This is a genomic window from Gracilimonas tropica DSM 19535, from assembly GCF_000375425.1.
Taxonomy (GTDB): Bacteria; Bacteroidota; Rhodothermia; order Balneolales; family Balneolaceae; genus Gracilimonas; species Gracilimonas tropica.
The window spans coordinates 204,933-224,515 of sequence record NZ_AQXG01000002.1; the positions used below are offsets into that span (position 1 = coordinate 204,933).

The 19,583-nt window shown below is 41.0% G+C and carries 21 protein-coding genes; 9 read left to right on the top strand and 12 right to left on the bottom strand.

Annotated features, from left to right (window positions below):
• The first annotated feature begins 81 nt into the window (after nt 1-81).
• A complete protein-coding gene (gene ggt, locus B151_RS0104545) occupies nt 82-1,767 on the top strand; it encodes a gamma-glutamyltransferase (RefSeq protein WP_020402421.1) in 1,686 nt (561 codons plus the stop codon).
• A gap of 284 nt (nt 1,768-2,051) precedes the next feature.
• Entirely contained in the window at nt 2,052-3,095 is a 1,044-nt protein-coding gene (gene mtnA / locus B151_RS0104550) for an S-methyl-5-thioribose-1-phosphate isomerase (RefSeq protein WP_020402422.1), read from the top strand.
• Here mtnA and B151_RS0104555 read toward each other — a convergent pair.
• The 3 genes from B151_RS0104555 to ytxJ form a co-directional block, all read right to left on the bottom strand.
• On the bottom strand, nt 3,076-3,327 hold the full coding sequence (locus B151_RS0104555) for a hypothetical protein (RefSeq protein ID WP_020402423.1): 252 nt from the start codon (nt 3,325-3,327) through the stop codon (nt 3,076-3,078). The two genes, mtnA and B151_RS0104555, sit on opposite strands and share 20 nt — an antisense overlap.
• A complete protein-coding gene (locus B151_RS0104560; RefSeq protein ID WP_020402424.1) occupies nt 3,324-4,931 on the bottom strand; it encodes a sensor histidine kinase in 1,608 nt (535 codons plus the stop codon). The genes B151_RS0104555 and B151_RS0104560 overlap by 4 nt, the downstream gene beginning before the upstream one ends.
• A gap of 115 nt (nt 4,932-5,046) precedes the next feature.
• Nucleotides 5,047-5,430, bottom strand: coding sequence for a bacillithiol system redox-active protein YtxJ (gene ytxJ, locus B151_RS0104565; protein ID WP_020402425.1), 384 nt, complete (start codon nt 5,428-5,430; stop codon nt 5,047-5,049).
• Nucleotides 5,431-5,595: 165 nt separating this feature from the next.
• Here ytxJ and B151_RS0104570 point away from each other — a divergent pair, with 165 nt between their 5' ends.
• The 5 genes from B151_RS0104570 (at nt 5,596) to B151_RS0104590 (ending at nt 9,355) form a co-directional block, all read left to right on the top strand.
• The gene (locus tag B151_RS0104570) at nt 5,596-6,300 is read left to right on the top strand and encodes a metal-dependent hydrolase (protein WP_020402426.1); all 705 of its coding nucleotides are present in this window, start codon (nt 5,596-5,598) and stop codon (nt 6,298-6,300) included.
• A gap of 143 nt (nt 6,301-6,443) precedes the next feature.
• The gene (locus tag B151_RS17980) at nt 6,444-6,917 is read left to right on the top strand and encodes a PH domain-containing protein (RefSeq protein ID WP_020402427.1); all 474 of its coding nucleotides are present in this window, start codon (nt 6,444-6,446) and stop codon (nt 6,915-6,917) included.
• A 91-nt stretch (nt 6,918-7,008) separates the two neighbouring features.
• Nucleotides 7,009-8,172, top strand: coding sequence for a PorV/PorQ family protein (locus B151_RS0104580; protein WP_020402428.1), 1,164 nt, complete (start codon nt 7,009-7,011; stop codon nt 8,170-8,172).
• Nucleotides 8,173-8,697, top strand: a complete 525-nt coding sequence (locus tag B151_RS0104585; RefSeq protein ID WP_020402429.1) for a hypothetical protein — start codon at nt 8,173-8,175, stop codon at nt 8,695-8,697.
• Between the two features lie 79 nt (nt 8,698-8,776).
• Nucleotides 8,777-9,355: a DUF502 domain-containing protein gene (locus tag B151_RS0104590; protein ID WP_020402430.1), complete on the top strand. Its 579-nt coding sequence runs from the start codon at nt 8,777-8,779 to the stop codon at nt 9,353-9,355.
• A gap of 47 nt (nt 9,356-9,402) precedes the next feature.
• On the opposite strand, the gene B151_RS0104595 is transcribed toward B151_RS0104590, so the two are convergent.
• The 5 genes from B151_RS0104595 to B151_RS0104615 form a co-directional block, all read right to left on the bottom strand.
• Nucleotides 9,403-10,326 (bottom strand): ferredoxin reductase domain-containing protein, encoded by a 924-nt coding sequence (locus B151_RS0104595; protein ID WP_020402431.1) that lies wholly within the window; start codon nt 10,324-10,326, stop codon nt 9,403-9,405.
• Nucleotides 10,327-10,429: 103 nt separating this feature from the next.
• On the bottom strand, nt 10,430-10,996 hold the full coding sequence (locus B151_RS0104600) for an outer membrane protein (RefSeq protein WP_020402432.1): 567 nt from the start codon (nt 10,994-10,996) through the stop codon (nt 10,430-10,432).
• Nucleotides 10,997-11,069: 73 nt separating this feature from the next.
• On the bottom strand, nt 11,070-11,759 hold the full coding sequence (locus B151_RS0104605) for a hypothetical protein (protein ID WP_020402433.1): 690 nt from the start codon (nt 11,757-11,759) through the stop codon (nt 11,070-11,072).
• Between the two features lie 53 nt (nt 11,760-11,812).
• Nucleotides 11,813-12,214 carry a response regulator gene (locus B151_RS0104610; protein WP_342665924.1) on the bottom strand — a complete coding sequence of 134 codons (402 nt, stop codon included), beginning with the start codon at nt 12,212-12,214 and terminating at the stop codon, nt 11,813-11,815.
• Between the two features lie 70 nt (nt 12,215-12,284).
• Entirely contained in the window at nt 12,285-13,139 is an 855-nt protein-coding gene (locus B151_RS0104615; protein ID WP_157470690.1) for a hypothetical protein, read from the bottom strand.
• A gap of 100 nt (nt 13,140-13,239) precedes the next feature.
• On the opposite strand from B151_RS0104615, the gene B151_RS0104620 reads away from it, so the two are divergent.
• Nucleotides 13,240-14,340 (top strand): FAD-dependent oxidoreductase, encoded by a 1,101-nt coding sequence (locus B151_RS0104620; RefSeq protein WP_020402436.1) that lies wholly within the window; start codon nt 13,240-13,242, stop codon nt 14,338-14,340.
• 9 nt (nt 14,341-14,349) lie between these two features.
• Here B151_RS0104620 and B151_RS0104625 read toward each other — a convergent pair whose 3' ends face one another.
• Both B151_RS0104625 and B151_RS0104630 read right to left on the bottom strand, forming a co-directional pair.
• Entirely contained in the window at nt 14,350-14,604 is a 255-nt protein-coding gene (locus B151_RS0104625; RefSeq protein ID WP_020402437.1) for a TIGR03643 family protein, read from the bottom strand.
• A gap of 160 nt (nt 14,605-14,764) precedes the next feature.
• Complete coding sequence (locus B151_RS0104630) at nt 14,765-15,457, bottom strand: Bax inhibitor-1/YccA family protein (RefSeq protein WP_020402438.1); 693 nt, start codon at nt 15,455-15,457, stop codon at nt 14,765-14,767.
• A gap of 191 nt (nt 15,458-15,648) precedes the next feature.
• Here B151_RS0104630 and B151_RS0104635 point away from each other — a divergent pair, with 191 nt between their 5' ends.
• Entirely contained in the window at nt 15,649-15,858 is a 210-nt protein-coding gene (locus tag B151_RS0104635; RefSeq protein WP_020402439.1) for a YgaP family membrane protein, read from the top strand.
• Nucleotides 15,859-15,929: 71 nt separating this feature from the next.
• Here B151_RS0104635 and B151_RS0104640 read toward each other — a convergent pair whose 3' ends face one another.
• Together B151_RS0104640 and B151_RS0104645 are read right to left on the bottom strand one after the other, a co-directional pair.
• Complete coding sequence (locus B151_RS0104640; RefSeq protein WP_157470691.1) at nt 15,930-18,641, bottom strand: DUF5916 domain-containing protein; 2,712 nt, start codon at nt 18,639-18,641, stop codon at nt 15,930-15,932.
• A gap of 121 nt (nt 18,642-18,762) precedes the next feature.
• Nucleotides 18,763-19,572, bottom strand: a complete 810-nt coding sequence (locus B151_RS0104645; protein WP_020402441.1) for a DUF4097 family beta strand repeat-containing protein — start codon at nt 19,570-19,572, stop codon at nt 18,763-18,765.
• Between the last annotated feature and the right edge of the window lie 11 nt (nt 19,573-19,583).

Consider the following 19,583-nt stretch of genomic DNA (forward strand, 5'->3'; position numbering starts at 1 on the left):
TTTTTATTTACATCTTTCGTTCAGCATTCAATTTATAAACCATTATTTTAGCTAAGAATTTAAAAACCGAAACCCGATATAATGCGTTTTATTCTCTTATTGCTCACCTTTGTATTTACAGCAAATTCCCTTTCTGCCCAGGTTTTAAATTCAAAATCCTACAAAAACGGGCTTGTGGTCACCGCCGACCGGTACGCATCTGAAGTTGGAAAAGAGATCCTTCAAAAAGGCGGCAATGCCGTTGATGCTGCCGTTGCTGTTCAGTTTGCGCTGGCCGTTACCCTGCCCCGTGCCGGCAATATTGGTGGCGGAGGGTTCATGGTTATTCGCCTTGAAAATGGGGAAACGGCCGCACTCGATTTCCGGGAAAAAGCTCCGGAGCAAGCTTCCCGAAATATGTATGTCCGTAATGGGGAATTTGATGGAGATCTGAGTTGGGAAGGTATTCTGGCCGTTGGTGTACCGGGAACCGTAGACGGTATGATAAAAGCCCTGGAGCGCTATGGCCGCTTGCCCCTGGATATGGTGATGCAGCCCGCCATTCGTCTGGCCCGGGATGGCTATGAACTTTCCTATTCTCATGCTGAAGACCTGAATAATCATAAAGACACTTTTATTAAATATCAGGCTTCTGCAAATTATTTTACATTGGAGGACTCTACAGGTTTTGAGGAAGGCGACCTTTTTGTGCAAAAAGATCTGGCTACAACCCTGGAGCGCATTGCCCGATTTGGTCGGGAGGGTTTTTATGCCGGGCCAACTGCGGATGCCATCGTTAACGAAATGAAACGGTATCGAGGTCTTATCTCACATCGAGATCTGCGCAACTATGAAAGTGTGTGGCGTGATCCGGTTGCAGTTGATTATGAAGATTATACGCTCCACATCATGCCCCCACCCAGCAGTGGAAGTGTGGCTATCGCCCAGATCCTAAAAATGATAAATGATTACAATTTGAAAGAAATGGGCCACAACTCAGCGAATTATGTTCATACCGTTGCTGAGGCAATGAGGCGGGCTTTCGCTGACCGGTCTTACTATTTGGGTGATCCTGATTTTGTGGATATTCCTATGGATGAACTCACAAGTGAATATTATAATGATGTGAGGATGGGAAGTTTTTCGATGGATTCGGCAACCGCTTCCACTTCCCTTTCGCATGGAGAGATCGCCGGATATGTAGAATCTACTGAAACCACACATTTCTCTATTGTTGATAAAGATGGAAATGCTGTGGCCGTCACAACCACTTTAAATGGTTCGTTCGGAAGCCATGTGTCTGTGTCGGGAGCTGGCTTTTTACTGAACAATGAAATGGATGATTTTTCGGCACAGCCAGGTGAGCCCAATGCCTATGGTTTGATCGGTGCAGAAGCAAATGCTATAGAACCGGGCAAAAGAATGCTGAGCAGCATGTCTCCCACAATCGTAACCAAGAATGGAAAAATAAATATGGTGCTTGGTGCAGCCGGAGGTCCTCGGATCATCACCTCTACCTTGCAAAGCTTTTTGAACCGTGCGGTTTTTGATATGAGAGCTCAACAGGCTACCTCTGCTCCGAGATTTCATCATCAATGGCTCCCGGATGTTTTACTTTTTGATGATTTTGGATTGAGTCCGGATACGCAAGAGCTTCTGGAGGCTAAAGGGCATCGTTTATTCCCATATCCTGCAATAGGCCGGGCACATAATATTTTCGTTGAACCGGACGGACTGCTTACCGGTGGCGTAGATCCCCGGGGCGATGGCTTTGCCGCCGGATATTGATTCAGTAAAAAAACCATTCTCTGCATTCGGATTCGCAATTTTAAGTCAAGTTCCCGTTATTCAGAATGTTTTAAGCGAAACATTAACAAGGGTATCTTTAGTTGTCATCCTGAGCGTCACAGTATCTTCAATTGTCCATTAGGTTAAACGCGAAGGATCTCAAAGTTTAATTTTTGCCATATTTAAAATTTGAGACTCTTCGCGATCAACAGGAGAAACGTATATTAATATTTAAAGCGCTCAGAGTGACAACTCATACTCTATTTATAGAATCAAAATAAACCATGGAACAATCCTACGAATCTATTTCCTGGCAAGATGATCACCTCGTAATTTTAGATCAAACACAGCTTCCATTGCGTGAGATCTATTCTGAAGTTCATACCATAGGACAGGTCTGGGATGCCATCAAAAAATTGAAGGTCCGGGGTGCCCCGGCCATTGGAATTGCAGGTGCTTATGGATTGTATTTGGGAGTGAGAGAGCTTGATTCAAAAAACTTTACCAGTTTCAATGTAGAGCTGAATCGGTGGATCGAATATCTGAAAACTTCCCGGCCCACGGCTGTGAATTTAAGCTGGGCATTGGATCGGATCAGCCAAACGGTATATGCCAATAAGGATAAGGAGCTGGATGAGATTAAAGAGATCATACTGGAAACGGCAAAAACCATCCATGATGAAGACAAAAGGGTGTGTAAAAAAATTGGTCATAATGGAGCTGAATTAGTAAAAAAGGGCTCGCATATTCTTACCCACTGTAATACCGGAGGTTTAGCAACCGGCGCTTTCGGAACAGCCTTTTCAGTAATCTGGCACGCAAATGACTCCGGCAAAGACATCCATGTTTGGGTTGATGAAACACGTCCTTTATTACAAGGCGCCAGACTGACAACATGGGAACTTCAAAATGCTGAGATCCCCTTTCACCTAATACCGGATTCTGCTGCAGGCTCTTTGATGCAATCGGGCAAAGTCGATTTAATAATTGTGGGAGCTGATCGTGTAACCGCAAACGGAGATACAGCAAATAAGATCGGTACTTATCCACTGGCAGTTTTAGCTAAAGAGAATGAGATCCCCTTTTATGTAGCTTTACCTGTTTCTACGTTCGATTTATCCACCGAAAAGGGAGATGACATAGAAATTGAAGAGCGGGATCCTGAAGAAGTAACCTTTCTGGCAAAGACTCAGATCACCCCGAAAAAAACAGACGCCTACAACCCAGCTTTTGATGTTACTCCTCATGAGTATATAACGGGATTTATAACGGAGAACGGACTTATAGAGCCTGATTTCAAAAAGAATATCAAAGCTCTTTTTGACTGATCGGATCTCCGGAGGGGCGAGTGTTATCATTTTCCTTTTCTGCCTCAAGATCCAATAGCTCTATTTCCTCTTCCCGCTCCCTGTGGATATTCAGAGTAATACCTATCGAACTGCCAATGATCACCCCAAATGCTATCAAAAGATATAGATTAAAGTTTACCAGGTAACTTGTGCCATATCCGGCCAGGCCACCCAAAAGCACGCTTAGTAACCAGATTAAAAATGATCTCATGCAGCCTCCAACGGAACTTCGACTTTAAAAGATGTTGTATCTGAAGATGCGACCTGAAGCTCTGCATTCAACTGTTTGCTAAAAGCTTTTACAATACGCATCCCAATTCCCCGCTTTGAAATTGCTTCGAAATCTGCAGGAAGACCGGACCCGTTATCTGTCACTTTAACAGAAAGTTTCCCCATGCCTTCGAAGATCTCAATTACCACTAATCCCTCTTCTTCTGACCTGAAACCATGGGTGCAGGCATTCATAACCAACTCATTAATAATGAGAGCAAAAGGAATGGCGCGATCCATATCCAACTCAACATGTTCTTCTGCATGAACCCTGATCTGTATTTTTTTATGCTCTTTCCTTAAAGCTTGTTCAATGCGATTGCTCAACTTGATGGCATAGTTTTTCAGATCCACCTGATTGGCCCGCCCGGTTTGTGCCATAGATTCATGAACGATAGTCAAGGATCGGATCAGAGAATGAGATTCTTTTAAGATCTGCTCATTCGATTTACCAATATCACTTTTCAGTTGTAGCTCCAGAATAGCAAGTACCATGGTGAGATTTGAACGAACCCGATCATGGATTTCATTCAATAACTGATTTCTTTCATTCAGCGCTGTACTAAGTTTCAATTCCTTTTCTCTCAATTCATGAGTCTGATCGTCGACCTCCTCTTTCAAATTCTTATTCCAGCTTCCTACCAAATATATACTTCCGATCCCAATAAAAAATACAAGCGATATAGAGATCCAGGTAACAATCTCAAAGGATTCATTTACACTCATCATACTAAGAAAAACCTGATCCGACATTCCGGAACCTGCTATTTCCTTTTCAATAGACTGAGATCCTAACAGTTTTGCAGAGATAATAAACATTCCAAGCACGGTTACAAGCACCGAAATAGTTGAATAGATCCATTTCAAGGAAACTTCATCCTTTGCAGGGATATCAAATTTCCTGTTTCTCCATTCATAGATCTTGGGAGTACCAAAGTAAAGCAGCGGCCCGCCTACCAGGAAAGCCTGTAGAAAAAGACTCACCCACCAGCTTTTCCAGATTATAAGGGTTTCAAACAACGGAAGATTATAAAAACGGCTCCAAACAAATGCCCCTAAAGAACAAGCAAGTGCCGCAAACAAGGACACTACAATGTAGTAGGTAAAGCTCTTTAGCGAACTTAAACTCACATCAAACGAAACGCAGTAATATGACAATGCATAAATCGCTAAACCCAGGGTAAACGACATTGAGTATAGAAGAGACCAATACCAGGTCATAGAAGCGGTAAAAGCAAGCACAAAGGTAGACACGAATACTGGAATAAAGCCCCATTCAAAACCAATCCAGAAAACAAGTAGCATTCCAATAAGCATGGGCACTTGTATCAAAAAAACCTGCCCTATCCGCTCTTGGTTCAGGATGTCTGAAAAACCAAACAAATGTTCTACAATAAATACCGAAGAAATACTTAACCCAATAATTCCGATCCAAAGGGCCAACAACCCTAAAAATTTCATACTACCCAAACCAAACTTGGCTAAGGCGTAATCCATCGTTAGCGGTTGATATGAAAGTACTTCCGTTTTGCGGGATTCCCCCATATACTTACTCCAATTTTTGATTATAACTGCTTAGATATTCAAAAAACCTCAAAAGCGCATTTAATAAATTTACAATCATTAAAATATACTAATAACTAATTATCTGCAATTAGAATCATAAGTGGCTTGATATAATTTCTGCTTGCACCTGCTGATGTGAACCATGCCATTGAACCTCCCCTCCTTTCAAAATAATGACCTGTGGAGATTCGTGCCTTACTCCCAATTCCCGGGCGATCTTTTGTGACAATTCCCGATCTCCGATCACATTTACCAAATAAAAATCTGCCTTCCCGATGTCTTCTTCAGAAAGCATCTGAATATTTTTCAGGGCAAAATAACTGGTAGCACATCGGGTACTGTGTTTATAAATAACCTGAAGCCTTCGGTTGGAGGATAGCAGTATGGCATTGAACTGATTCCAGTCAATAGAATTCCAGTTCATTACTTTGTCCTCCTGTGAGTCAGAACCGAAGATATTTTTAATCCCATCAAACATTTTTCCGGATTTTGTTATAAATAAATATAATGGATAGAAGATTTCTTATAAATATAAATCCATTACAGGTTACTGAATGAACCGAAATTCCATTGAATCATTTTTTCCTGAAATACATTTACTTAAACAGATAACAAAATCGACTTAACCAAAAAAGGAGTATTGATGAATACACAAGTGAAAGCCCACTGGCTGGGACATTCCGCATTTAAGTTGGAAAGCCAGAGCGGTAAAATTATATATGTAGATCCTTTCCTTAAAGACAATCCATCCACTCCCGATGAGTTCAAAGAAGTGGAAAAAGCAGATTATATACTGTTAACTCATGGTCATGACGATCATGTGGGAGACACCGTTGAAATAGCCAAAAAAACCGGTGCAAAAGTGGTAGGTATCCTGGAATTGATAGGAATTTTGCAGGAAGAGGGCCTTCCTGAAGATCAGGCCATCGGTTTCAATAAAGGCGGCACTGTTCATTTCGATGATTTTTCAGTAACCCTCGTATCCGCCAACCACAGTTCCTCATACAAGGGTAAATACGCCGGCGATCCCGGAGGACTTGTTATTTCTTTTGAAGATGATATTTGTATCTATCATATGGGTGATACCAATATTTTTGCAGATCTTGAATTATACGGTGAGCTTTACCGGCCCCATGTGGTTTTTGCTCCGATCGGAGATCATTTTACTATGGGGCCTGAGGAAGCGGCCTATGCGGTAGAACTGATAGGCTGTGAGGTTGCTGTTCCGATTCATTATGGAACATGGCCACCCATTGACAGTGACCCCGAGGAATTCAAGGAGATTCTGGAAGGCATCACAGATACCGAAGTTCTGGTACCGGAGAAAGGTGTAGACTTTTTGGGATAGTTTACCCTTCTAAATAACTTCAGCCACAGGCTTAATGGTCTGTGGCTTTTTTATTTGAATACAATTATTGATACGTTTTTTTAATAGGCATCTTATTCACAAATAAAGCTGAAGTCCGATCAATTCAACTATAAAAAAGACTTATGAAAACTCAATTTAGAGCTCCATGGGATGGCATGCTCATCACAATTACAACGGTGATTGTAATACTGCTGATCGGTTTGGATTCGTTCACCGATTCCTGGATATCAATGGTCATAAGCTGGAGTATTATTTTAGGATCCGCCGTATTTGGGGTTTACGGCTACAGCCTTCAGGATGGAAAATTAAGAATATTGAGATTGGGTTGGTCCAAAGACATCAACCTTTCAGATATTAGCAAAGTGGAAGTTAAGCCTGATGCCATGGTGGGTTCCCTCCGAAAATGGGGAATTGGTGGCTTATTTAGCTATCTCGGTTACTTTTCCAATCAAATATTGGGAAGCTATAAAGCCTATGCAACGCACCGCAAAAAAACGGTTTTGATCACCACAAAAAATGATGGCCTGATTGTGGTAACCCCGGATGATCCCCATTCTTTTACTGAGACGATAAAAACCATGATCGGGAAACACTGATGAATTTCTAAACAAGTACTGACAAAACAAATACATTGGGCTTTTAATTTTTAAATGCGTTATAATAATATATCAACAAACTATAACGCTTATGTCTAAGATCTGCTTTGCATTATTATTCTTTTCTATGTTGGCAACAAGTGCTTTTGCCCAGATTGCACTAACGGCTGTTCCCTTCTTAGAAATGCGTCCGGATGCGCATACTACAGCCAACGGAGGAGTCTTCACTGCATTGGAAAGTGACGATATCAATGCATTTGTATACAATCCGGCACAGCTTGGCAACTTTGGCAAATACAACAACTTGTCTTTTCAAACTGACCCGGGTAGAACGAATTGGTTAACAAACTTGGGAAGCAGTGACCTTACCCTATTTAACACTTCGATAGCCGCAGGCTATAATTTTAGAAAAATCCCCCTATCCTTTGGGATGGCCTTTTCAAATCATCAACTCGATCTTGGAACATCATATAATACCATCACTCAGGAAAATTATACCGGAAAAGAAGAATATGATATGTACTCCATAGGAGTTCGATACGATTTTGGAATTCGCATAAATGCAGGTTTTTCATATAAAGATATTAATTCTGATCTGGGTATGTATCAGGCTGAAGCAGATGCCTATGATTTTGGGGTGCAAGCCGGATATCCTTTTACTTATAATAATCTATTCGGAGAGCTATCGATCGGGTATTCTCTGTTAAATTCCGGAGATTTCATACAATATGCGCCTGAATTAAGGCCTGATCCTCTCCCCAAGAAATCCGTAGTCGGTTATGCTATATCCCTGGGTTATCAAACTGTTTTTAGAGATAATTATTTAAAAATTGCGAGTGTTGACTGGAGCGTTGAGGCTGAAAATCTTCTTATTGACTGGAATGGAACATCAACGAGTTATTCGTCACAATTGGAAATCTTACCTGTGCTCGATAACCTCCTCACTACCCGTAGTAACGATGAAACACTGGTAAAACATGGTTTACGTTTACATATCATGGAATCTGCAACCGTTAGTTTTGGCAAGTTCTATGGTCCCGGGTTTCCTGAACCAATTAGTACCCGGGGAGTTTCTCTAAGCCTACAATCCATCTCAAAAGTCTTTCTTTCCTCGTTGAAGCATCCAATTTTTACTTATTTCAGGAACCATTTTGATGTTACATACTCCTGGGCTTCCTACCATACAGAAGATCAATCTCACCCTTTGAATGGCACTTCTTTGAACCGGATCTCATTTACCATAAATGGCTTTTAAATGAAAAAGCTATATATCTATATCCTCTTTCCTTTTCTGATCATTTTAGCTTGCTGTAGAACTGTAACAGCCCAACCCTCATCTCCTCAATTTGACAGAGGCTGGTTTAGTTTTGGACTGGGGCAAGATTTCAGCACCAATAAAGAGATCAATGGAAGATTGGCAGGTTCCTTAACGATCAATTGGGGAAGAAATAAATTTTGGCAAGCAGGTTACAGTGCCAATAGTGAGATCTTAGGTACTACTCATTTTAGTGCCATACATGCCGGCCGGGGTATTTCGTCTGTTAACCGATGGTTTAGAGTATCGGCTGCGGGCGGACCCGCTTTTATTTGGGGTAGAGAGAATGATCATAAACAACAGAAAAAAATAAACTTTTATTCAGCCGGTATTGTGGGCGACGCCCAGCTCTTCTTTACCCCTGTCAAGGAAATGGGCATTGGAGTACAATTCTCCGGTAACCTGAACTTTAAGCATCCATTAGGCGGTTACCGATTGATTATTGTGATTGAGGGGCACAAATGATCCACTGCTGAATTTCCTCTCTTATAAGTGTCCATATTTAATTTTAGATTTGGGATGAACCTGAATTTAGCTTCACAACATGAAAACGATATTGAATTATTTCTTTCGCGGTATGCTCATCATCTTACCGGTAGTAGCAACAGCCTATCTAACCTACGTTACACTGGTATGGATGAATGATGTGTTTAATTTTTTACTGTTCAGTTGGTTTGATATTGAGATCCCGGGACTTGGCATCATTACCGGATTTATTCTCATCAGCATTTTTGGCTACCTGATGTCACGGACTTTTGCCCGGCCGGTCGTTTTCCTTTTTGAGAAATTGATCAGTAAAACACCACTCATCAATATTGTATACAATTCTCTGAAAGACCTGACGGAAGCTTTTGTGGGAGAAAAAAAGAAATTCAATAAACCGGTTTATATCGAGTTCAGTGAACCCATGGGCATGAAACGCTTCGGTTTTATCACCGAAGATTCTCTAAAACACCTCGGTTTGATGGATGAAGTAGCCGTGTATTGCCCTCATTCCTATAATGTATCCGGAAACCTTTACATCGTTCCGCGCGATAAAGTCACGCCCATCAAAACCGATGCCACCGATTTTATGCGATTTGTAGTTTCAGGAGGGGTTACCAAGATCCATCCAAAAGTATAAATGACAAAACAACGATAACCTAAGCTATAAAAACCGATCGTGCCGCCTTAGTAGACTTCCTCAAAGGTGCGATCACCGGGCTTCACATTCCGGGTCATTTCATCCCAATCCCATTCTGCAGGATCAATATTCTCAAAATCGCCTTTTAATACCAGGTATTCGGGGAATCCGTTCTTTGCAAGATTTTGATAGATCCCTTTTTCCATTCCTTTCAACCCACAAATATAGATAAGCGTATTTTCCTGCTCCAGAATAGGATGCAACTGTTCTTTATTATCATCAATTGCCGTTTGTACGTAATGTTTGGATCCGTCAGGCCGGCGATCTTCACGGGATATCTTCGCGATGTAATGGAAATTCTCATTTTCCTTTTCTGTTTCCATAAAATAATCAGGATAGATCAGGTCGGTTCTGTAGGCTGCTCCAAAAACAAGCGCAATGTGTCCATCGTAATCAGACTCCAGCAACTCCATGATCATTCCACGAAAAGGAGCTATTCCGGTTCCAGTGGCAAAAAAGACATAATTAAAATTTCTGGGATTCTCAGGCAACAAAAATCTCTTTCCGCTTGGCCCGGTTGCTTTCACTTTGTCGCCCGGCTTTAGATCTGCTAAATAGTTAGAACAAACGCCGGTGTAAAGCTTGCCGTCCAGTTCTTCAATGGTGCGTTTTACCGTTGTAGAGACCAGGTTAGACTTTCCGCCTTCACCATTCGTGGGCGAAGAAACAGAGTATAACCGAAGTTTATGGGGACGTCCCCGCTCATCTTCTCCCGGAGGCAAAATGCCGATCGATTGTCCAATCCGCACTCGTCCTTCAAGTTCGGTTCCGGATACATCAAAAGTAACATGCCGTACAAAATTTGGGCTGCTTTCTTTCGTGCAAACATAATTTTCAACCACTGTGATCTCGGTTGGTTCTTTGGGTGAATAGATATTGAGTTCAACTTCAGGTAGTACTATTTCCGACATATTTCTGGATTTGCGTAAGAGTGAGTGATGTTTATGACTGATTTAAACAAAAAAAATCCCGCACTTGTTAAGCGCGGGACTTTTAAAATAGGATATTTTTTACTTAGAAATAAAATGTAAGTCCTACTGATAGTACATTACCGCTGAATTGTTTTTCCGTGATATCATCGTTTCCATCAAGAAACAAGTATCTGTAATCAACATTAAAAGCAGCATTTTTGTTGATGGCCAGATCGGCACCGAATCCCAGATGGTAACCTACTTTTACTTCTGTATCATCACCGGGATTCACAAAGCCTCCATCATAATCATAGACCGTGTAGTAACCTCCCAGACCCGCCAATCCATAAGGTGCAAAGTTTTGGGTTAGTGGAGCAAAGACCATCAATGAACCTGTTACAGGTATCTGACTTACTGTCAATTCTCCACCTGTTGTGGTATACGTTTGCTCTCCACGATATTCTACTGAAAACTCTCCACCCAGATATTTTCCTTTGGTGCGCAACTGCCCTCCTAAGAACAATGTTCCATCATCAGCATCAGGAGCTTTATAGTATCCAACCTTGGCTCCCAAGCCGGCTGAATTTTCGATCATAAAGTTTTGGGCTACAGCTGAGGTTAAAAAACCCGCAAATAAAAATATTGTACAAAAAAGTATAAGTCTTTTCATTACAAGTAGTTTTGTTATGATTCACTACTTGTAACAAATAGCAGATATAATTGTTCCTTTTTCTAAGAATGACTTACTGATTGCTTATTCTATGCCGAATCAGTTCATCAACAGTAGCCCTGACGCCATTTTCATTTAACAGCTCTTCTGCCAGTTGATGAGTAACCCCTATACTTCTCATTCTCATCAAATTTTCTTTTGTAAGATCCTCTATCGTGTACCCCAGATCCATCATATTACTGGTAAAATAGGCGGTTACATCATTTTCACGAAGGTCGATAAGATCTTGTATGGAGAGCTCATAGCCAAGTTCTTTCATCATACGGGCAAATGTAGCACTTACATCGGCATTTTGGAGTGCAACAAGTTCATCTAAGGTGACATCGGTATAACCCACCTCCCGAATTTGAGAAGTATAAGTTGCCGTAACCCCTTCTTCCCTGAGTGCGATCAATTCTTCGTGTGTTAATTCACCATAACCCATTTCTGTCATCCAAGCTCCCATTCGGTTCAGTAGATCTTCATCAGGTTGATTTAACTCCTGCACAAAGTTTTCGATTGGATTAACCTGTATTTCCGAAAAATTAATTTTGGAACCGGTATAGAATATCAAAGTTGCCAGAAAGGCAAAAAGTAATACATAGTTCGCTAAAGATGATCCTGATTTTCCAGATGAAGAGGAGAGTTGTGAACTTGATCCGAGGTGACCTTCTTGTTCCAGATCCTTCAGATCATTTTTCAGGTTTTTGAATTTCGTACTCATAATGTCAGCTTTTTAAATTCGACGATAAAGTACGTTGTTGCACCCAAAAAGATTCACCCGACCTTCTCAAGAGAACGGGTCAATTCGCCAATGGTAAAAGGTTTTGAGATCAAATCGACACATTTTGTTGCATGGGCCCGGTCGTAATTAACTTTGTCAGAGTTACCCGTAAGATAAATTACATCGGTTTCGATTTGTTCTTTAATTTTAGTAACAGCCTCAATTCCGTCCATTTCACCTTTTAGGCGAATATCCATCAGGATGATATCAGGATTATGTTCAAGTGCCAGGTTAATGGCTTCCTCTCCGGAAGCTGATTTTCCTACTAAACTGTGGCCAAGCTTTTTGATCATATTCTCTACCACTAATGAGATTATCATATCATCTTCAACGATGAGAATTTTTTTGGGTGATTCTGTCAAAATGTTATAAAACTTTATTATAGGTTTTTGCAAAAACAGGAGTTGTAATGCTCCTCAATGTTACAAAACTATTCTTTTTAATGTATTTAATTTAGGTTAAAAGCTATTGACTTACGAGATCAATTAATAAACCTTCCTCAATATCGACGTATGCCCGCCATCCGTCAAAATTTTGACCTTCATATTCAATCCGGAGTTCCCAACAATAACGTATTTCAAGTTGCTGCTGATCTTCATTTTCTGTTGCGTACAATACCTTCCTGGGTATTCCAGATATATCTCCAGCTTTTACGGTATAGATTTCTTCTTCTCCGGTATAAGGACGCATATCAATTTGCCAGCCGGCCATTCCTTCCTGCACATCTAAATAGCCGTAGGTAATAATGTCCGGAATAGTTATATCCGGGTACCAATTACCCCAAATTCTGTTCACACCTTTCGCATCTATAAACACGGCGATTTCTGTTCCCTTTATTTCAATGGTATCAACTTTTTGGTTCTCAAATGTTACTTTCCACTCAATAGGAACATTATTTACATCGGGGCCCTCACAAATGGTACATCCATATAAAGGAACTAACTCCTTAACTTCTAATTTTGCACTATCCTGAACGCCGGTGTATTCCGCATTACGAGATAACGAAGCTTTGGCAGTAGAAATGAGGGTATCGGAATTGTTCATTTCAGTCCGTGTAATAACCCGGTTTGCACAAGGACTTTGTCCATCTTCAAAAAATAATTCGCTGAACCCGGTGAATCCATACTTGTCGAGTGTTGAACAGATATGATTATTATTGGCTGACTGATATTCTTCATTCATCTGTTGAACCTCAGAAAGTTCAAGTACAGGATAAGCTGTAGGGTAATCTAAAGAAGGGTTTTCCGCTGTAAGCAGGTTACATGCGATACCCGCTATACTCAAAGCCCCAAAAAAGCTAAAAAGAATTATTTTATGCACGTCAAAAAGCCATTTAGATGATATATTAAATTAAAGAAAAATGGCTTTACATTGAAACTAAACTAACCTTCAATAGCATTAATATCTTCCAATTCTTTTAATGGAAAAAAACAAGAATATCGGGATTATTGGATGTGGCATTAGTGGATTAAGTGTCGCATATGTATTACTTGAAAGGGACTTCAATGTTACGCTGGTAAGTCAGCATCACCCTTTACATTCTGGTCCCGACCCAAAATTTGCCAGTCTATATCCTGCAGCCTCCATAATTCCACACTCCGTATTTGGAGAAAATATTCCCGAATTGTTTAAAATGAGCCAATCCTTTTTTGAGGAATTATATGACCAGGAATTTCCCGGACTTTCCGTATTTCAACATTATGAGCTTTTCAACGACATCAAAGAGCTCCCCTGGTATAAAAATCTGATGAGAAATTTTGTGGCTTTTGATGACTTTAAGAAACACTTCTACCCAAGGCATCCAAGTATTCCGGTTTCCTCGGGTTGGCGGTTCAACTGTTATTTTGCAGACTGGGGAATCTATCTTCCCGCATTATTCCAAAAAGTGATGGAAATGGGAGCTGAACTTAACCTTCAGCATTTAAATAAAGATGACCTTCCTTTGCTTTCATATGATGTCGTTATAAACTGTGGCGGCTTGTCAGGCGCTCAACTTTTTGATGATCATGCAGCATTATTATATCGGGGCCATTTACTTTCAATACAAGATGCCCCAAAACTTACCTCCCCCACTGGCGAGTTAGTCTCGTTCAATTTTTCGCCCGGTAAACAGCATTATTCAACCCAAAATGATATTCCTCAGGATGTTTACTGCTACTCCAGACAAGACGGATGGGTTTTTGGAGGAAGCCGGCAAATGGGGAACATTCGAAATGATGTTTGGCAAGGGGATCAAGCAATGAGTGATAAAATAAAGGTTGGGGATGTACTAATTCCGGCAAAAATTTTATCCCTAAACGAAGGTATCATAGAACATAGTTTTGGAATTAAAACCCGGAATTACCTGAAACGAAAAGCAAAAATGGGATATCGTTTTATCCGAAAAAAAGATAATGGGCTACGACTTGAAGCCGAAGAGAAGTTTGGAAAGAAATTCATTCACAATTATGGCCACGGTGGAGCTGGAGTCACCCTGAGTTGGGGCTGTGCGCTTAAAGTAGCTGAATTGCTGGAAAGTTGAATGCAAATATCACTTCTGGTTTGGGCTTACAAAACGTGTTACAAAAGCTCTTCTTTTCTGGCGATGCTTGGTCTTGCGCCCGGATACTCGTTTTCGCCACATCTTAAAGCTGGATCTTTTCAGCTCGGAGCGCATTAGTTCAATGGTTTCCTTTTCACTTAGCCCAAACTGATATTCGATAGCTCCAAAAGGAGTCCGGTCTTCCCAAGCCATTTCAATAATTCGGCTTTTATCTGCTTTTGATAGGTGATCGAAATTTGCCATAATTTCTTTTTTAGGATGAATACAAAAACCGCAGTTATATCAATCCATCATTTTTTTAACTAAAGCACTAAAACCCTGATTCAATTTGAATAAAAAAGCCTGTGATCTAAATCACAGGCTTTAAAATAAATTTTAGTTTTTTTGAGATTGAGTGGCAACATTACTTACGCTGACCAAAAATCCTCAATAGAAAGATAAACATATTAATGAAATCGAGGTACAGAGCCAATGCCCCCATAATAGCTCCTTTGCTTCCTTCTTCTGATTCAATATCTACTTCAAGACTCATTTTCTTGATCTTTTGAGTATCATAGGCCGTCAATCCTACAAAAACCAACACCCCGATGATAGTGATTCCCCAGTACAGTGTTTCATTGTGCCAAAAAATATTAACGATACTGGCAAGAATAATTCCGATCAATCCCATAAAGGCGATATTACCAATGCTGGTTAAATCGGTTTTGGTGAAATAGCCGTAGGCACTCATGATGCCAAAGGTACCTGCAGTAATAAAAAATGTGGAGGCGATTGAGCCTGCTGTAAATACCAAAAAGAGCACCGAGAACGTGAGGCCGTTCAGAGCAGAATAAAGTAAGAAAAGTGTGATTGCACGAGTTGCGTTCATACTACTGATGGAGCTCGATAGCCAAAATACGAGTCCAAGTTCACCTAAAAGAATCCCAAAGAAAAGAATCTGATTTCCGGCAATGATATCTATTAGCCCGGAATTAGCTGTTCTTAGAGCAATAAATCCAGTAATGGCTAATGCAAGCGCCATCCAGCCATATACTTTATTGATAAAACTGATCTGTATTGATTTTATCTGCTCAGCAGTTAATTGTTGCGTATTCATTAATTCTTTATGATTATAAATTAAATTTCATTTTGAACTGTTACATCAATGGTGTGTAACAATGATTTTACCTGTTTTATTGCATGGATAAAGTACTAAAAATGATAGTGGTTTGTTTACTCTGTGTAGTGATTATTACAGGTTTGGTTTTTTTATTTGAATGGATTTTTTAACAAAAAATTGAGGCGATTATGAAAAAAAATATGGGATCTGTCGACAAGATCATCCGGTTTATTTTAGCTGCCATTTTTGTGGCACTTTACTTTACCGGAACCGTAACCGGAACCTGGGGCGTTGTCCTTTTAGTATTGGCCGGCGTGTTTGTACTTACCAGTATGGTTAGTTTTTGTCCACTTTATGCCCCTTTTGGGCTAAGCACCTGCAAAACGACTGCAAATTAACGGACAAGTATTTTATAAAAAAAGGCACATGAAGCGATTCATGTGCCTTGTTATTGCTCTTCTTAAGCTACTTACGTTCCAAACCAATAGCTGAGTTTTACTAAAAACACATTAGTTGGCTTAGCGTTGAAAAGTCCGTTAAAATCACGGCCAAAATTGAAATCACCGTAACCCAGTTGCGCATCTCTTTGTTGCTGCCATACTAAAAACAGGGTTGATCCGGGCAGGTACTCCCACCTGAAAACAGCATTGCCCTGTACCGATCTAAAATTGAAATCCGGGTTACGAAAACTAAATGCTTCTGAATTTCCATTCCCATCCGGGTCTATGACGTAGGTTTCACCATTTTGACTCACCGTTCCTATATCCTTACCATAAACATCATACTCATAACTGTACGGCCTTGCGACTTCCTTGAAGTTTGAAAATCTACCTGTTGCTATAAATGGTCGCACATAGGTTTGAATACTCATCGTTGGCGTAAAGGTCCAGTTTAAACGTAAACTTGCACTTACAACCGCCTGTTCAATGTCAGAGAATACGTAACGACTACCATAGGTATGAGTAGCATTTGCATCATTGACTGCTGTAATATACTGATCCACATCTACCTGATGCACAAATTCCGGATTGAAGCTAATTTGCATAAAAGTGGCAGGGCGAACATTCACTCCAGCCCAGATAGCATTATCATATTCTCCGGCTACTTCTCTTCGCAGATTCCCTCCCAAGTTAAAACTGACCATCTTACTTCTGTCTGTATTTACATTGGCTATAAAATTCCAATCTTCCGGTCGTTCCATAACAGGACCACCACGACTTATCCGGTCCGTGTACTGCTTAAAATTATACCCGAGATTATAACTGAACATCCATTGGTTTTTGAACATTACTGCCCCACCATTCATAACACTGTTTCTGATCCTGTCGCCATCATAATTCCAACCCCGATCATAACCAATAAATGTCTCATAATATTGAACATATTTTGGAGATGTCTCACGATAAATAGCTACTGCGCCTGCCCAACGAAGATCTGACCGCGTTTGGAACCCAATGTCATTCACTTCATAGCCCGGAGAGGTCTCGGAGTAGGTAACCGAACCCAGCCAGTTATCTCCCCCTCTTTTCTGCACACTCAACTCAGTGGAAAACCCCTGAAGAGAAGTTGCATTCTCATCAACAGATAGATAATCAGAATCAACGCGGTCATAATGTCGTACCGATGAAAATTGAGCTAAGCGAATGGCATCCTTACTACCATGAATACTGCTATAAGAAGCTGCACCACTTGCTATCCACTGCTCGTTTCCAAACTGATGCTCATAATCTACTCCCCCAACGTACGCTGATGAGCGTAAGTAGTCAGAAAAATAAGTGCCATCAATGGAGCGGTTTACCGCACTGGCAAAACCTCCTACATAAGATTGCCCCTGATTAAAATCTTTCTTTAATCTGCTGACCAGATAGTTGGTCGCCGGCTCAACCATAAATTGATCTTCTTGTCCAGTTGTTGACGTAAATTGAGCCGTTTCTTTAGTAGTGTAAGCATCAAGGAAACCCACAGACCAACCATTCTTTGTCTTACCGCTCACTTTTGCAGCGCCGGCTATGGTGGTGTAATCCGGCATGTCAACATACTCAGCATCTATCCCGGCCCGGCTTGCACTCCCCTGAGGGGAACGCCCGATACGACGGCTATAAAATTGAGTAGGAGCATTGTATCTAATAAAAGTTTTCGACCGGCCAAACTGAAAAATGTCCCGTCCTTCCAAAAAGAATGGGCGGCGTTCTTCAAAGAAATTTTCATTGGCAGTCAAATTGATGACAGCCGGGTCTGCTTCTACCTGACCAAAGTCAGGATTCAACGTTGCAGAAAGCGTTAGATCTGAAGTTATACCATACTTTAGATCGGCTCCAATCTGTCCGCTAAGATCGTTTCTGCTGTAATACGGATTGGCTGAATTTTGTGGTGGAACTCTTGTAAGATCTGCTGAAACATACGGCATCACTTCCAATCTACGAGGTTCATCCAGATCATGAATACCGGTCAGTTCTCCAAAATTAGAAACCATTCCGGTTGAGGTTTGTGGGGTTGGTCTCCAAAAAGATTCCTCGCCGGTTCTTGCCACAGATCGATTGAAATTAACTCTCCATTGTTGCTCTGAGTTATTAGAATCAAATCGCAATTGTGATAATGGGATCTTTAATTCGGCAGTCCAACCGAAATCCGTGATTCGTGCTTTCGTTTCCCATACAGCATCCCAACTATTATCTTCATTGTTATTATTGTAGATCATGAGATCTCTTTGAACTCCTCTGGGATTCACTCCAAATACAAAAGCGGTTCGTTTGTCGTTGTAACTATCGAAGGCGACATGAACCCAGTCGCTCGATTCATCGCCATCCCTTCTAAAAAGAGGAGCTACAATAGAATCTGGGGCTGTGTCAAACGCAATGATTCCGACATAAACATGGGAATCGGTATAAAGTATTTTTGCTCGTGTTTTTTGTGTGGCCGGAACCCCATCTTTAGGTTCCCTTTGGGTAAAATGGGCCGCAACCGGCACGGTTTGCCAAATCTTTTCATCCAGAATCCCATCCAGAGTAGGCAAAGAGTTTCCATTCACCTTTACAGCTTCCAGCGTAGGATTTGCTACCCTTCCGGATCTGATATCATCCCCAACAATTTCTAAAATGGAACTTCTTTTTTGAATTGAATTCTGTGCTTTGGCACCTGCAGAAAGGCATAGCAATGCCATCATAGTAGTTAGTAATCTCATAGCTTTTTGGTTAGATTAGGCGGAGTCCTATTCCCCGTAAACAAATGCTATACAATTGTTTACAGCTCCATTATTAATTTAATCGTTAGACGAACGAGCTACAATATGGTTTCAAAAAAGTTTACTTTTTACGAATTGAAATATCTCCATGGAGCGTTTTTATGAGATACTCCGGGCCACCTCCATTTACGGTCCCCACAATCCATTTGCTTATGGAAACGCGATATGTTCCATCCTCATCCTCTGACTCCGAACGATTATTACTTTGTTCCACATCCATGTCAAAATTGGTATACACATCGCCCCACTCGGTTTTCATTTTTGCAGTGAATTTGGCGTTTGCAGGAAAAGCCAGCTCGATATCTCCATTCACCCCGGTGAACGACATTGGGGCATCGGGATTGACTTCTGTGAAGTCTATTTCCATATCCCCATTCACACTATTTACCAACACGGTTCCACTAATATCAGACATTTCGATATCCCCATTTACCGCACTGATCTCGATCTCACCGGAAAGCCCGGATACGACTACATCTCCTTGTATGGTATTTAGCTTCAAAGAAAAATTACGGGGCACGTAGACTACTAAGTCAAGGTCATCATTTGGCATGGGCCCGGATTTAATGACCACTTCGTTATCATCTTCAGTCACTTCAACGCCACTGCCACCGGTAGAAATTCGTCGCATTCCGTTTTTCATCGCTTGATTGTCATTATCATCCCGATCGCGGCCATCGTGATTCACCACTACATTTTGCTGATCGTGAACCCGTACTTCTACTTCATCCGAAAAATTGGCGTTGATGATCAACTTCCCCGGTTGACCCGGATTCGTCAAGGGTACCTCAATATTACTTTGAGCCAGTAACGGCAGCGTTAGCAGCGAAAGTACAAACAGGTTGATAGTATAAATAATCGTTTTCTTCATGATATTTCTTT

What these genes read in the sequence shown, in the direction of transcription:
- ggt (WP_020402421.1), top strand. Translation starts at nt 82, where the DNA reads ATGCGTTTTATTCTCTTATTGCTCACCTTTGTATTTACAGCAAATTCC.
- mtnA (WP_020402422.1), top strand. Translation starts at nt 2,052, where the DNA reads ATGGAACAATCCTACGAATCTATTTCCTGGCAAGATGATCACCTCGTA.
- B151_RS0104555 (WP_020402423.1), bottom strand. Translation starts at nt 3,327, where the DNA reads ATGAGATCATTTTTAATCTGGTTACTAAGCGTGCTTTTGGGTGGCCTG.
- B151_RS0104560 (WP_020402424.1), bottom strand. Translation starts at nt 4,931, where the DNA reads ATGGGGGAATCCCGCAAAACGGAAGTACTTTCATATCAACCGCTAACG.
- ytxJ (WP_020402425.1), bottom strand. Translation starts at nt 5,430, where the DNA reads ATGTTTGATGGGATTAAAAATATCTTCGGTTCTGACTCACAGGAGGAC.
- B151_RS0104570 (WP_020402426.1), top strand. Translation starts at nt 5,596, where the DNA reads ATGAATACACAAGTGAAAGCCCACTGGCTGGGACATTCCGCATTTAAG.
- B151_RS17980 (WP_020402427.1), top strand. Translation starts at nt 6,444, where the DNA reads ATGAAAACTCAATTTAGAGCTCCATGGGATGGCATGCTCATCACAATT.
- B151_RS0104580 (WP_020402428.1), top strand. Translation starts at nt 7,009, where the DNA reads ATGTCTAAGATCTGCTTTGCATTATTATTCTTTTCTATGTTGGCAACA.
- B151_RS0104585 (WP_020402429.1), top strand. Translation starts at nt 8,173, where the DNA reads ATGAAAAAGCTATATATCTATATCCTCTTTCCTTTTCTGATCATTTTA.
- B151_RS0104590 (WP_020402430.1), top strand. Translation starts at nt 8,777, where the DNA reads ATGAAAACGATATTGAATTATTTCTTTCGCGGTATGCTCATCATCTTA.
- B151_RS0104595 (WP_020402431.1), bottom strand. Translation starts at nt 10,326, where the DNA reads ATGTCGGAAATAGTACTACCTGAAGTTGAACTCAATATCTATTCACCC.
- B151_RS0104600 (WP_020402432.1), bottom strand. Translation starts at nt 10,996, where the DNA reads ATGAAAAGACTTATACTTTTTTGTACAATATTTTTATTTGCGGGTTTT.
- B151_RS0104605 (WP_020402433.1), bottom strand. Translation starts at nt 11,759, where the DNA reads ATGAGTACGAAATTCAAAAACCTGAAAAATGATCTGAAGGATCTGGAA.
- B151_RS0104620 (WP_020402436.1), top strand. Translation starts at nt 13,240, where the DNA reads ATGGAAAAAAACAAGAATATCGGGATTATTGGATGTGGCATTAGTGGA.
- B151_RS0104625 (WP_020402437.1), bottom strand. Translation starts at nt 14,604, where the DNA reads ATGGCAAATTTCGATCACCTATCAAAAGCAGATAAAAGCCGAATTATT.
- B151_RS0104630 (WP_020402438.1), bottom strand. Translation starts at nt 15,457, where the DNA reads ATGAATACGCAACAATTAACTGCTGAGCAGATAAAATCAATACAGATC.
- B151_RS0104635 (WP_020402439.1), top strand. Translation starts at nt 15,649, where the DNA reads ATGAAAAAAAATATGGGATCTGTCGACAAGATCATCCGGTTTATTTTA.
- B151_RS0104640 (WP_157470691.1), bottom strand. Translation starts at nt 18,641, where the DNA reads ATGAGATTACTAACTACTATGATGGCATTGCTATGCCTTTCTGCAGGT.
- B151_RS0104645 (WP_020402441.1), bottom strand. Translation starts at nt 19,572, where the DNA reads ATGAAGAAAACGATTATTTATACTATCAACCTGTTTGTACTTTCGCTG.